Below are 13,285 nucleotides of genomic sequence, written 5' to 3'. Positions count from 1 at the left end.
TTCGGCTGCTGGGTCAGGCCTTGAGACGTAGTGTCTCCGCCAGCCCGCGGCAAGCCGGGCGGGCTCGCGGCATCCGGCCGCCCGGGGGGCCGAGGCTGGCGGTCGCCCTGGCAGGGCGGGCTTGGCAACACGGGCGGCGCGGGGTAGGGGCGGCCCATGCCACGCTACGCCCTCAGGATCGAATACGACGGCCGTCCCTTCGCGGGCTGGCAGCGTCAGGCCGACCAGCCGAGCGTGCAGGGCGCGCTGGAGGCGGCGGTCGGCCGGATTTCGCCCGGCGGCGCGGCGGTCTTCGGGGCGGGGCGCACCGACGCGGGCGTGCACGCGCTGGGGCAGGTGGCGCATATCGACCTGCCCCGGGCCTGGGACGCGTTCCGGCTCTCAGAGGCGCTGAACGCGCATCTGCGGCCCAACCCCGTCGCGGTGACGGCGGTGGCCGAGGTGCCGCCCGCGTTCCACGCGCGGTTCGACGCGATAGAGCGGCGCTACCGTTTCCGCCTCATCGCGCGCCGCGCGCCACTGACCGAGGACCGGGGCTTTGCCTGGCGCGTCAACCATCCGCTCGACGTGGCGGCGATGCGGGAGGCGGCGGCGCATCTCGTAGGGCGGCATGATTTCACGACCTTCCGCTCCTCGATCTGCCAGGCGGCGAGCCCGGTCCGGACGCTGGACGAGATCGCGATCGAGGATCTGCCCTATCCCGGCGGGCGCGAGGTCCGGTTCCATCTCCGCGCCCGCTCGTTCCTGCACAATCAGGTGCGTGGCATCGTCGGTACGCTGGAGCGCGTCGGAACCGGCGCCTGGCGACCGGAACGGGTCGCCGAGGCGCTCGCGACGCGCGACCGGAGCGCCTGCGGCCCGGTCTGCCCGCCCGACGGGCTGTCGCTCGTCGAGGTTGCCTACCCGGCGCCGCTCTTCGGTTGAGGCGGGCGGCGCTCCGTCCGGCTCAGGCCCGTCCCATTCAGGCGGGGTCCGCGTCCCCCGGCGTGTTGTCCGACCCGCGGCCCGGCATGTTGCCGCGAACGTATCCGGCGCCGGCGTAGAGGCCGCCGACGAGTTCCGTCTGGGTCCGCTCGGCATCGCGGCGTTCGCAGTCGGCCACCGAGTCGGCCACCGTATCCTCGTCGAAGCCGAGCCGCCGCAGCGCTTCCCCGCCGGCCTGAAGCGCGGAGTAGAACAGTTCCCGGACCTGCCAGTCCGCGCCCGCGTGCGCGACCTCGATCGCATGCTCGCGGTCGAAGGACCGCACGAGGACCGGCGTCATCGGAAATTCCGCGCGCACCAGTTCGGTGACCTTGATCGCGCCTTCGCGGTCGTCGGCGGCGTAGATGATGAGCTGCGCCTCGGCCGCGCCGGCGGCATGGAGAATGTCGAGCCGGCAGCCGTCGCCGTAGTAGACCTTCAACCCGAAGGTCTCGGCCGCCTGGATCATCTCGGTATCGGTCTCGATGATCGAGACCTCCACGCCCTGGTTGAGCAGCGGCTGGCTCGCGATCTGGCCGAAGCGGCCGAAGCCGATCAGGAGCACCGATCCGGTCAGCCCGTCCGCGACCTCGACCCCTTCCATCGACTCCGCGGCCTCGCGCTTCGGCGCGTAGCGGTCGTGCAGGATGATCATGAGCGGCGTGAGTGCCATCGAGATGATGATGATCGCCGTCAGGAGCGCGTTCTCGGTCGGTCCGAGGATTCCGGCGGAGGTCGCCGTCGCGTAGAGGACGAAGGCGAATTCGCCGCCCTGGGCCATCAGGACGGCTCGTTCCACCGCTTCCGGATGGGAGGCGCGGTAAAGCCGGGCCACGACATAGATGCCGATCAGCTTCAGCACCATGAAACCGACGACCGAGATCGCGATCAGCCCGAGGTTGTCGGCGATTATGCCGAGGTTGAGGGCCATGCCGACGCCGAGGAAGAAGAGCCCGAGAAGCAGGCCGCGGAAGGGTTCGACATCCGCTTCCAGCTGGTGCCGGAAGGTCGATTCGGAGAGCAGGACGCCCGCGAGGAACGCGCCCATCGCCATCGAGAGGCCAGCGAGCTGCATCGCATAGGCCGCGCCCAGCACGACGAGAAGCGCCGCCGCCGTCATGACCTCGCGCGCGTCCGCGCGGGCGAGAAGCCGGAACAGGGGATCGAGCAGGTAACGGCCTGCGATGATCAGCCCGCCGATCGCGGCGAGACCGATCAGGACCGAGACGAGCCGGGCGCCGAGCGTCGTCTCCTCGCCACCCGGGGCGAGAAAGGCGACCATCGCGAGCAGAGGCACGATGGCGAGGTCTTCGAGCAGCAGGATCGAGACGATGCGCCGCCCCGGCGGCTGGTTGAGCTGGCGACGCTCCCGCAGCATCTGCATCACGATCGCCGTCGAGGTGAGGACGAATCCGGTGCCGGAAATCAGCGATGCCTCGACCGAATAGCCGAGCGACAGGCCGACGGTCCAGAGCATCAGCATGCAGAGCCCGACCTGCGTGAGACCAATCCCGAAGATCTCGCCCCGCATCGACCAGAGCCGCGACGGCTGCATCTCGAGGCCGATGATGAAGAGGAACATGACGACGCCGAGTTCCGCCACCTGGATGATGGTCTCCGGGTCGTCGAAGAGGCCGATGCCGAACGGGCCGATCACGAGGCCCGCGGCGAGGTAGCCCAGCACGGAGCCAAGTCCCACGCGCTTGAAGAGCGGGACCGCGATCACCGCGGCGGCGAGCAGGATGATGATCGGAAATATGTCGACGCCATGCGCGGCCGCCTCGGCGGCGTGGGAGGCCGCCTCCGCGGCTTGACCTGTTTCTTCTGCCATGGGCTCAGATTCCCGCGCGCGCTTCGCGGTTGAGTGAATTGCCGCGCATCATGCCTCCGCTTTCCCTCGCCGCCGACCTCTGGCGGTGGCCGACTGTGCCACCGCGCCCCGGAAAGAAGAAGCCCCGGATGCGACAATTCGGACCCGCCCGGGCGATGCCCGCCGCGCGGCTCAGCGGCGAGGGCCCGGAAAGACGCGGCCGTCGAGGAGCTTGCGGGCGGTCCGGACCGTGCCCGCGCCCCGGAGCGTCCCGTCGGGGGCGAGGTCGAGGAAGACCTCGGCCGCGCCGGTCGGATGTTCGACGAGGAAGCGTCCATCCCCGGGGAGCGATGCCAGCGCGGCGGCCGGGCCGCCCTTCTGGAGGCAGGCGGTGGCGGCGGTGACGGCGGCGAGGACGCCGATCGAGGCATGGACCCGGTGCGGGATGAAGCTGCGCGTCGCGATGACGCCGCCGGCCCCGGGGGCGGAGACCAGCGTCATCTTCGGGACCGACTTCTCCGTCACGTCGCCGAGGTTCATCAGGGGACCCGCTTCGAGGCGGATCGCCTCCAGCCGCGCCTTGAGGCCGGCGTTGGCTTCGAGCTCCTCACGGGTCTCGGCGCCGGTGATGCCCAGGTCGGCGGCTGCGAGGACGACGCAGGGCATGCCGTTGTCGATGAGCGTGCAGGCGACGCCGCCGATCATGTCCACCGCGTTGCCGGTGGGCAGGAGCGCGCCGGTCATGGAGCCCGCGATGTTCTCGAACATGAGCGGTATCGCGGCGGCTGTGCCGGGCACGCCGTCGATGGCGGTCTCGCCCGCGTAGGTCACGCGGCCGTCCGGGGTCTCGACCTTCGCCGTCGCGACCTCGCCGGTGTTGAGCATGTGGATGCGGACGGGAGTCGTTCCGCCAGCCACCGGCACGAGGCCGCGCTCGATGGCGGCGGGGCCGACGCCCGCGAGGATGTTGCCGCAGGGCTGAGCGTCGGTGACGACGGGCCGGTCGACGAAGACCTGCAGGAACAGGTAATCGACATCGGCGTCGGCCCGGCTCGAGGGCGACAGCACCGCCACCTTGGAGGTCAGCGGGTCGGCGCCGCCAATGCCGTCGATCTGCCGCGGATCGGGCGAGCCCATGATCCGTAGCAGCAGCGCGTCGCGCGCGCCCGGATCGGCGGGCAGGTCCTGGCTGAGGAAATACGCCCCTTTCGACGTGCCGCCGCGCATCCAGAGGCAGGGAACGCCGTCCCGCTCCGCGTCAGACATATTTCAGGCCCTTCTCGGCGAGGCGCGGGCGCATGTCGTAGAGGTCAAGGCCGAGCACGCCCGATGCGAGCTTCTGGCGTTTCGCCTCCTCGTTCCCGGTGCGCTTCTCGGCGGCGGCGAGGACATCGGCGGCTTCCGCGCGCTTCACCACGACGACGCCGTCGTCATCGGCGATGATGACGTCGCCCGCCTCGATCGCCGCGCCGGCGCAGACGACGGGGACATTGACCGAGCCCAGCGTCTCCTTGACCGTGCCCTGCGCGGAGACGGCCTTCGACCAGACCGGGAAGCCCATCTCCGTCAGGTCGCGCACGTCGCGCACGCCCGCGTCGATGACGAGGCCGCGACAGCCGCGCGCCAGGGCCGAGGTGGCGAGCAGGTCGCCGAAATAGCCGTTGTCGCAGGGGCTGGTCGGGGCGAGGACGAGGATGTCACCTTCCCTCAACTGCTCGATCGCGACATGCACCATCCAGTTGTCGCCCGGCGGCGCCGAGATGGTGACGGCCGAGCCGGCGACGCGGGCGCCGGCGTAGATCGGGCGCATGTAGGCGGCGAGGCAGCCGCGCCGCCCCTGCGCCTCATGGACGGTGGCGACGCCGTGTTTCGCGAGACCGTCGATGACGGCCTCATCGGCGCGGGCGATGTTCTGCACGACGACGGGCATGGGGGCGCTCCCGGACTGAGAGGTGATGGAGGGGTAGGGTGGGTGATTCACCCACCCTACGGGGCTTTCACAGGCGGTGTGCCGTGGGTGTGGAAGGACTCGATGGTCTTGAGCCCCCAGGCCTGCCCCTTCTTGCGGTCGTCCTGCGTCCAGACCACGGGCTCCCAGTCGGGCGCGAGAATCAGCCGGGCCCCGGCGTTGGCAAGCTCTACACGATTGCCGGCGGGCTCCCAGACATAGAGGAAGAACGTCCCCTGCACCGCGTGCTTGTGCGGCCCGGTCTCGATATGCACGCCGTTCTGGAGGAAGATGTCGGCGGCGCGCAGGATGTCCTCGCGCTGGTCGGTGGCGTAGGTGACGTGGTGCAGCCGTCCCCCGCCCGAGACAATGGGGCCACCGCCATGCTCCTCGGTGCAGGCGAGGTCATAGGTCTTGTTGTTGACCGTGAACCAGCAGCCGCCGATCCGGCCGTTGTCGAGCTGGATCAGCTCGGTCACCCGCGATCCGAGGCAGGTCTCCATGAAGCGGCGGAACTCGGTCACGTCGGAGGAGAGCAGGTTCAGGTGGTCGATCCGGCGCGGCGCGGCGCCGGAGAAGGCGGAGGCGGTGTTCTTGAGCGCGGCGCGCTCGGCTTCGTCCCGGGCCTCGTACCAGACGGTGTCATAATAGATCTCGAAGACGTGCCCGAACGGGTCCTCGAAGCGGAAGGCGCGGCCGTGACCGAGATCGCCGTCCACCCAGCCGTGCGTCCTGTAGCCGGAGGCCTCGATCGCCTTCACCCGCCGCTCCAGCGCCTCCGGGCTCGCGGCGCGGTAGCCGATATGGCCGACGCCGGTCGTCTCGGCCTTCGTGAGCTTCAGCGAATGGAACTCATAGTCGTCCCAGGCGCGCAGATAGGCGCTGTCGCCCTCGATCGCCGAGAGCTTAAGCCCGTAGACGCGGGTGAAGAAGTCGAGGCTCTCGTCGAAGCGGTCGGTCAGCATCTCGACATGGCCGAGATGGGCGAGGTCCATGCTGGGATTGGTCGGCTGGGCCATGATTTCTTCCTTGTCGTTTCGGTTGTTCCGGGTCCGGGCGGCGGCGCGGGCGGCCTTCGGGCCTATTCGCCGGCCCCGTCCGCCCGGCTTTCCAGGGCCCGGGCGAGCCAGTCGTAGGCTTCGCGCACGTCGTAGTTCCCCATGTGCGGCCGAAGCCACGCCAGCTCGAAACTGACGTCCCCGACCGAGGGGTCGGCCATGACCGCGTGATGGAGCGCGATCCCGACCGCGAAGGCGGTGTCGCGATCGACCATGCCGTGCCGGATGTACCAGTGCGGCGCGCTGTCGGCCTCGGTGCCGAGATAGGCGAGGGGGTTGAGCATCCGGATCTGCTCCGGGATCGCCGGCGCCTCCGAGGCGACCAGTTCGTCCCAGATCATGCCGGTATCGTCCGGCCCCGAGCCGTCGCCCGCGACCTCGTTGCCGTCCCAGCCATACCGGGTGAAATTGGCGTAAGGCAGATCCGCGCCGCCGAAGAGCGAATTCTCGCCCCTGAGCCCCTCGTTGCCGGTATTGGCCGTCGCATCGAAGGCGGGCACGATCTTGAGCGGCGTCGCCGAGGCGACGAAACGCAGGAACGCCTCGTAATCCACATCGACCGCGCCGTTCTCGACGGTCAGCCAGTCGTTCGGCAACGCCGTCGTCGAGCCGTCGCGGCCGACGAGGGTGAAATCCGCGCCGATGGCCGGAACTTCGCCCCCCTCGGCCAGCACGTCCTCGGTCTCCGCCACGATCGCCGCGACGATCGCGTCGCGCATCGTCTCGCCGTTGAGCCTCCGGCCATCGGGAAGGAGCAGACCCAGCGTTTCGAGATAGGGCCCGTATTCCGCGGCGAGCTTCGCCGAACCCCCGCGCGCCGTCTCCGGATACATCCCCTGCGTCGTGTTGGCCTCGTCACGGACCGCGTTGAACTGCCACTCATAGGCCGCGTCGGCATGGCCGAGGTCGGTGATCGGGCAATAGGCGATGGTCGCGAAGACATCGTCGGCGAGCGTGCTCCCGCCCTCGGCGTCGATCCCGGCGGCGCCGATCTCGGCGAGGAGCGGGTAGTAGTCCGGGCTGTTCCCGCTCGCGGCGACCGCGGCCGAGAGCGCGCCCCCGCCCGAGATGCCGGTGATCACGATGCGCTCGGCGGAGCCGGGCATCGCGGCGTCGTTGAGCCGCAGGTAGCGGATCGCCGCCTTGGCATCGACGACCGGCGCGGGCGCCTTGCCGCGGTAGTTCCCGTCCGCCGCCAGCGCGCTCCGGCTCCGGGTGCCGGCGGAGACGATGACATAGCCTTCGGCGAGCGCGCGGCCGTAGGGATCGTCGTCGCTGGAGGAGGAATAATCGGCGCCCGCCTCGAGCCGTTCGCTGACCGGGCTCGCGAACCAGCCGCTGTTGTCGACATGCAGGATGATCGCGGCGTCCTCGCTCTCGTAGGCCGCCTCTGGCACGTAGACGATCATCTTCTGCATCGAGAGCGGATCAGCGAGCGGCCGGCCCTCGCCGCTATCCGGCGCGCCGTTCGGCGGAACGCCGCGGGACGGTTGGACCGCCGCCATCTCGACCGGCTTGCCGGCATAGACGATCTCGTAGCGCCGGACCTCGACCTCTTCGCCGTCGAGCCGGACGGTCATCGTCTCGTGGCCGGTCGGGTCGAAGGCCAGCTCCGCGTCGAAGGCGCCAGCCGCCGACACCGCCGTGGGCAGGAGCGCGGCCGAGGCGAGCAGCGCGGCGGCGCCGCTGGTGGTCCTGATCGAATGGCTCATGATCGCATGCTTCCTTGCGCGGGGATGGCCGGCCCGGGCGGGCCTCAGAGTTCGTCGACGGTGCGGGGGAAGACGGACTGGAACCCCTCGGCGTATTTCGCCTTGCGCCCGCCGGACTGGCCACCCGAATTGCGCATGAAGTGGTTGGCGCGGTTCTCGGCGACGCGGGTGTAGTATTCCCAGAGGTGTTCCTGACCCGCCATGCATTCGATCGCGGCGCGCTTCCTGTCCCAGACGGGGGTGACGTCGAGGAAGGTGTCGGGCTTCCAGCCCATCTGCTCGGTCTGGTGCGGCTCGAAGAGATAGAGCTGCGGTGAGCCCAGCACCTTCTGTCCGGGATTGTGACCCCAGGCCTGGGCGATCATCCGGGTCTCGAGCGCGATCTGCGTCGCATACATGTGGTCGGTGTTGTAGGGGTCGTAGGCCGAGTGGCTGAGCATGAAGGAAGGCTGCACCGCCCGGATGACATCGACCACCCGATACTTGTCGTCCTGCGTCAGATGCAGCGGATAGTCGCCGAGATCGAGGCAGATGAGATCATGCACCCCGAGGGCCTCCGCCGCCTTCTCGGATTCCGCGCGCCGCGCCGCCTTCACCTGTTCGAGCGTCATGCCCGGCTCGCGCCAGAGCTTCGCGCTCTCGCCGCGCTCGCCGAAGGACAGGCAGAGCACCGTCACCCGATAGCCCCTGGAGGCATGCAGCGCGATCGCGCCGCCGCAGCGCCAGACGAAGTCGGCGGCATGGGCGCTGATCACGAGAGCGGTCTTCGGCGCTGAGTTGGGGGCGGTCTTGTCATCGGCCATTCGGGCTTCCTCCGGCTGCGTGTTCGGTTTCCGGTTATGTCGCGCCAATCCGGTTGGAAACCAAATTGGAACCATGTCCGGTTCCATAAGTTCTGGCTATCGCGACTTGGCAGGCGCCCGTGACGCGGGCAGAGTTCGACCCAGGAAACAGTCAGGATGGAGACAGGCGAATGGCCGGGGACGCTACGCGCATCACGTTTATCGGCTTTGGCGAGGCGGCGGGAGCGTTCCTCTCCGGCTGGGGGCTTGGCGGAACCGGCCGTGTCCGGGCCTTCGACATCAAGTCGCTCGACCCGGCGGAGTCGGCCGCGATGGCGAGCCGCCGCGCCGCCGCCGGGCTCGCCGGTGGTCCCGACCTCGCCGGTGCGCTGGACGCAACCGATGTCGCGCTCTGCCTCGTCACGGCGGATCAGGCGCTGGCGGCGGCTCGGGCGGGTGCGCGGCATCTGCCCGCCGGCGCGCTCTGGATCGATGGCAATTCCTGCGCGCCGGAAACGAAACGCGCGGCCGCGGCCGAGATCGAAGCCGCGGGCGGGCGCTATGTGGACATGGCGATCATGGCGCCGGTCTATCCGAAGCGGCATCTGACCGCGGTCCTTCTGGCGGGCCCGGCGGCCCCGGAGGCGGCGGACCGGCTTCGGGCGCTGGGCATGAAACCCGGGATCGCGGGGGAGAGGGTGGGGCATGCCTCGACGATCAAGATGCTGCGCTCGGTCATGGTGAAGGGCATCGAGGCGCTGACGGCGGAATGCCTGCTCGCGGCGCGGAAGGCGGGGGTGGATGGCGCGGTGCTCGCCTCGCTCGATGCCTCCGATCCCGCATCCGGCTGGGAGGCGCGGGCGGCCTATAATCTCGAGCGCATGATGGTCCACGGCATCCGGCGCGCCGCGGAGATGCGCGAGGTGGCCGCGACCCTGCGCGATCTCGGAATGCCGGATCGGCTGGCCGCGGCGACCGCGCTCTGGCAGGACGAGATCGGCGGGCTGAAACTCCCGGGCGGCGAGGATGATTTCGGGACGCGCGCCGACCACGTGCTCGTGGCGCGCGGTTGACGGAAGCCGGTGAAGTTCGACCCCATGAAACCCAACCTCCGCCACCTGCGCGTCTTTCTCGCCGTGGCCGATCACGGCTCGATCACCAGGGCCGCCGAGATCGGCCTCGTCTCGCAGCCGGCGGTGACCCAGGCCGTCGCCAAGCTCGAACGCGCGGCGGAGGCCCGACTCTTCGACCGTACGCCCCGGGGCCTGTTCCCGACCGAGGCGGGCGCGGCGCTGGCCCATCGCGTCCGGCGCGCCTTCGCCCTGCTCGATCCCGCGCTCGACGCCGTGGCGCCGCGGCTCCGGCTGACCGCGACCGCCTCGCAGCTCGAGGCGCTGATCGCATTGCGCGAGACCGAGAACTCGACCCTCGCCGCCCGCCGGCTCGGCATCGCCCAACCGACCGTGCACCGCGCCGTGACCCAGATCGAGCACGAGGCGGGGCGGTCGCTCTTCGAGCGTTCGCCCCGGGGCATGCTCGCCACCCGTCCCGCGCGGGCGCTCGCGCGGGCCGCCCGGCTCGCCTTCGCGGAACTCGATCAGGCGGCGGCCGACCTCGCCGAGCTCGGGGGCAGGGAGGTCGGCCGGATCGTCGTCGGCGCCATGCCGCTCTCGCGCTCCAGCGTGCTTCCCCGGGCGATCGCGCGCTTTCGCCGGGTCCGCCCGACGCTGCCGATCCTGATCCACGACGGCCCCTACGACGAGCTCCTCACCGGCCTGAGGCGCGGCGAGATCGACATGCTGATCGGCGCGCTGCGCGATCCCGCGCCGGTCGCGGATGTCGAGCAGCGCGAGCTCTTCCGCGACGATCTCGTCCTCGTTGCCGGCCGGGACCACCCGCTCGCCGCCGCCACCGCGATCACGACGGCGGAACTCGCCCGCTACCCCTGGATCGTCGCGCGGTCCGAGACGCCGACCCGGCGTCATTTCGACCGGCTCTTCGAAGGCGGGCCGGCACCGGCGAGCATCGTGGAATCCGGCTCGGTGATCCTGATGCGCGAGCTCCTCGGATCGAGCGACCACCTCGGCTGCGCCTCCCGGCTCCAGGCGCTGGTCGAGGCCGGGCGCGGGGCGATGACGATCCTTCCGTTCGCGATGCCGGGCACCGCGCGGCCGATCGGCCTGACGCTGCGCGCGGACTGGCTCCCGACCCGGGCTCAGCGCGACTTCCTCGACCTGCTCCGTCCCGAAACCCATAGCCGAGAGGCGGTAGGACGTCCGGCAACTCGCGGTTGATGCAATGCGGGGTCCGCGGCGCCTCCTCGTGTCGGGGACCTCGCCCTCGGCTCCATTCAACGCGAGGCGCGCGGCCGCGAAGATATCTCTTGCGGTCCCCCGACAAGATGCTTATCCGTGCACCCCGCGTGGAGAGATGCCGGAGTGGTCGAACGGGGCGGTCTCGAAAACCGTTGTGGGGGTGACCCCACCCAGGGTTCGAATCCCTGTCTCTCCGCCATACCCATCAATAATCAATTGATTTGAATATCAAATTCGGCGCAGCAGTTTTCACTTCCCCCAATTATTCCCCCTGCGGGATTTGGCTGACTTTCCCGTTGACCTTGATATGACTCGGGCCGCTTGAGATCGATCTGATCTGGTTCGCCGGTCGAACCATTTGATCACAGGCTCCGGCGCGTCCAGAGTACTGGCGTCTCGCGCAGCAGACCACGCCTTCATCCCATCAGCGCCAAGAAAGGCCAGTACATTGAAGTCCCCAGCTGCGGACCCAGTCTCCAAGCGCGCGCTCCAACCCCAAGCGGCTGGTCAGGCGGGCCCTTCGTCGAGCAGGTCCTCCAGGTATTCCGACACCGGCGTCACCCCTGACACCATCAGGCGCTCCCGGGCGCGGGTGCAGGCGACGTAGAGGAGGTGGCGCTCGGTCGCATAGACTTCCTCCAGCGCCCGCTCGTCGTTCGCCTCCAGGAGCCGCGCCTCGGACGGGATGACGCCGGCGTCGCAGGCCATGACGGCGACCGCGCGGAACTCGAGACCCTTCGCGAGATGCATGGGCGCCAGCGCGATCAGGCCCGGGGCGGGCGCGGCGCGGCCGACGAGCTTTTCGCCGGGCCGCCCGGCCAGCCGCGTGGCCTCCAGCGCCCGGTCGAGTTCGTCCAGCGATCGGACAAGGACGCCGATCTCCTCCGGCGCGATGCCCGCGTCGATGGCCTCCCCGATCCAGCGCGCCACCGCCGAGGCCTCCTCCGCCGCGCTCCGGAAGGCCTGGATGGACGGCGAGGGTCCCTCGAAGACCGACTGGACCCCGGTCCGGTCCTCCTCGCCGCCGTTGAGCTCCAGAAGGCGGGCGGGGAGCAGGTGGTCGGACCGGCGGCGGATCTGGTGCGAGGTGCGGTAGTTGACCTTGAGGCTGCGCGAGCGCCCCCGAATCTCCACGCCCTCGGCGGACCAGGCGAAAGCAGGGCGGAAGATGCGCTGGCCAATGTCGCCGGCGAAGAAGAGGCCATTGGCCTCGCGCGCGCAGGCCGCGCGCAGAAAGCGGAGTTCGGCGAGGCTCAGGTCCTGCGCCTCGTCCACGATGATGTGGTCGAAGGGCGGCGCGCTGGCATCGGCGAGCGCGTGCGCCGTGTCGTGCAGGGCGCCGGCGTAGGTCTTCAGGCCGCGCTCGGCGAGCAGGCCCCTGACCCGGTCGAAGATGGCCCAGAGCGCCTCGCGGCGGTCCCCGGTGAGGCGCGTCTTGCGGCCGTGGCGGGGCAGGTCGCGGTAGATGGCCGGGTCGCGCACGTCGCGGGCATCGACGACCAGGCGCCACTCGTCGCGCAGGAAGCCCGGGTCCACCGGCTGGCTCTCGGCGGCGCTCGCCAGGACCTCGTGGACCTCGGCCTCGGTCGCCATCCGGACCGGGCCGAGCAGGCGCTCGTGCTCGGCCAGCGCGACGGCGCGGAGATCGCTCGCCGTGAGGTTTGGCGGCGCGCCGAGCAGCGCGAGCTTGCGGCGCAGGCCCTCGGCGAGGAGCGCGTTGTAGGTGGTGAGCAGGACGCGGGCCGAGGGATCGTCGCGGGCAAGGCGCACGGCCCGGTGGAGCGCCACCACGGTCTTGCCCGTGCCCGCGCTGCCCGTGACGCGCGCGGGGCCTGCGAAGTCGCGGGCGACGAATTCGCGCTGCGCGGGATGGAGGAAGATGGTCCACCGCTCCCAGGGCGCGTCAAGCGCGCGGCGGAGCTCCTCCTCGTCCACCAGCAGCCGGAAGCGGCGCTGCGCGTCGGGATGGGCGAAGGGGTCGGTGGGCGGCGCTGGGGTGCCGGGCTCGATGCCGACCGCGAGGTTCAGGAGCGCCTCCATGGCCTCGGCCGGCAGGTGGTCCGTCAGGTCGAAGAGCGTGTCGTCGGTCGCCGCCCGGACGTCGGCGAGCCAGTCCGGGGGGACGCCGCAGCGCAGCAGCGTCTCCTCGGGCGTCCGGGCGAAGAGCGCGGGCGGCGGGACGGCGGCGGGGGTGGACGGCGTGGCGTGCACGCGGATCTCCTCGACCCGCTCCCGGACCTCGACCAGCTGCGCGGCGCCGGTGGTGGGATGGACCTCGAGCCGCCGCCGCTCGGCCCAGTCATAGGCGTCGTCGTGATGGCCGACCCAGGCGAGCAGCGTGTCGGGGCCGCGCCTGTGCAGCACGATCCGGAGGTCGCGGGTCACGCGGGCGGTCCAGAAGTCCCGGTCGCGCGAGCGGTCGACGCGGTGGAGCGAGAGGCCCGGCGCGCTGGGATCGACCTGGAGATCGAAGGCGGCCTGCTTCGCCGCCGCCTGCTCCTGCGCGGTTAGGCGCGTGAGCGCGGCGGTGAAGGTGTCGGCGATGCGGAGGGTCATCAAGCCAGCCTACGTTTCCTCGGGATAGGGAGTGTCAGAAGCTCTGTGTATCTGGCCGCCGGTCCGGTCCCAGCCTGACCGCGTTCAGCCCTGGATGGGCTTGAAGCGATCCTCGAACATGATGGCGAACTGATTGACCGC

The 13,285-nt window shown here is 70.5% G+C and carries 10 protein-coding genes and 1 tRNA gene; 4 read left to right on the top strand and 7 right to left on the bottom strand.

Annotated elements, in window-relative coordinates:
- Positions 1-156 precede the first annotated feature (156 nt).
- A complete protein-coding gene (truA, locus tag ACLJK8_RS15325) occupies positions 157-924 on the top strand; it encodes a tRNA pseudouridine(38-40) synthase TruA (protein WP_413151216.1) in 768 nt (255 codons plus the stop codon).
- Between the two features lie 37 nt (positions 925-961).
- Here truA and ACLJK8_RS15320 read toward each other — a convergent pair whose 3' ends face one another.
- The 6 genes from ACLJK8_RS15320 to ACLJK8_RS15295 all read right to left on the bottom strand — a co-directional run bounded on the left by ACLJK8_RS15320 (position 962) and on the right by ACLJK8_RS15295 (position 8,294).
- Complete coding sequence (locus ACLJK8_RS15320; protein ID WP_413151215.1) at positions 962-2,794, bottom strand: monovalent cation:proton antiporter-2 (CPA2) family protein; 1,833 nt, start codon at positions 2,792-2,794, stop codon at positions 962-964.
- A gap of 171 nt (positions 2,795-2,965) precedes the next feature.
- Positions 2,966-4,039 carry a 4-oxalomesaconate tautomerase gene (locus ACLJK8_RS15315; RefSeq protein ID WP_413151214.1) on the bottom strand — a complete coding sequence of 358 codons (1,074 nt, stop codon included), beginning with the start codon at positions 4,037-4,039 and terminating at the stop codon, positions 2,966-2,968.
- Positions 4,032-4,703 carry a 4-carboxy-4-hydroxy-2-oxoadipate aldolase/oxaloacetate decarboxylase gene (locus tag ACLJK8_RS15310; RefSeq protein WP_413151213.1) on the bottom strand — a complete coding sequence of 224 codons (672 nt, stop codon included), beginning with the start codon at positions 4,701-4,703 and terminating at the stop codon, positions 4,032-4,034. The genes ACLJK8_RS15315 and ACLJK8_RS15310 overlap by 8 nt, the downstream gene beginning before the upstream one ends.
- A gap of 56 nt (positions 4,704-4,759) precedes the next feature.
- Positions 4,760-5,740 carry a VOC family protein gene (locus tag ACLJK8_RS15305; RefSeq protein WP_413151212.1) on the bottom strand — a complete coding sequence of 327 codons (981 nt, stop codon included), beginning with the start codon at positions 5,738-5,740 and terminating at the stop codon, positions 4,760-4,762.
- 62 nt (positions 5,741-5,802) lie between these two features.
- The gene (locus ACLJK8_RS15300; protein WP_413151211.1) at positions 5,803-7,491 is read right to left on the bottom strand and encodes a subtype B tannase; all 1,689 of its coding nucleotides are present in this window, start codon (positions 7,489-7,491) and stop codon (positions 5,803-5,805) included.
- A 44-nt stretch (positions 7,492-7,535) separates the two neighbouring features.
- A complete protein-coding gene (locus ACLJK8_RS15295; protein ID WP_413151210.1) occupies positions 7,536-8,294 on the bottom strand; it encodes a PIG-L deacetylase family protein in 759 nt (252 codons plus the stop codon).
- A 170-nt stretch (positions 8,295-8,464) separates the two neighbouring features.
- Here ACLJK8_RS15295 and ACLJK8_RS15290 point away from each other — a divergent pair, with 170 nt between their 5' ends.
- The 3 genes from ACLJK8_RS15290 to ACLJK8_RS15280 all read left to right on the top strand — a co-directional run bounded on the left by ACLJK8_RS15290 (position 8,465) and on the right by ACLJK8_RS15280 (position 10,787).
- Positions 8,465-9,346: a DUF1932 domain-containing protein gene (locus tag ACLJK8_RS15290; RefSeq protein WP_413151209.1), complete on the top strand. Its 882-nt coding sequence runs from the start codon at positions 8,465-8,467 to the stop codon at positions 9,344-9,346.
- A 24-nt stretch (positions 9,347-9,370) separates the two neighbouring features.
- Positions 9,371-10,567 carry a LysR family transcriptional regulator gene (locus ACLJK8_RS15285; RefSeq protein WP_413151208.1) on the top strand — a complete coding sequence of 399 codons (1,197 nt, stop codon included), beginning with the start codon at positions 9,371-9,373 and terminating at the stop codon, positions 10,565-10,567.
- 130 nt (positions 10,568-10,697) lie between these two features.
- Positions 10,698-10,787 (top strand) — tRNA-Ser (locus ACLJK8_RS15280).
- Positions 10,788-11,095: 308 nt separating this feature from the next.
- Here ACLJK8_RS15280 and ACLJK8_RS15275 read toward each other — a convergent pair.
- Entirely contained in the window at positions 11,096-13,144 is a 2,049-nt protein-coding gene (locus tag ACLJK8_RS15275; protein ID WP_413151207.1) for a 3'-5' exonuclease, read from the bottom strand.
- Between the last annotated feature and the right edge of the window lie 141 nt (positions 13,145-13,285).

This window comes from Amaricoccus sp. W119, from assembly GCF_047275745.1.
Lineage (GTDB): Bacteria > Pseudomonadota > Alphaproteobacteria > Rhodobacterales > Rhodobacteraceae > Amaricoccus.
The sequence above is the reverse complement of the archived record's forward strand: the minus strand, read 5'-3'. Positions and strand labels throughout refer to the sequence as shown.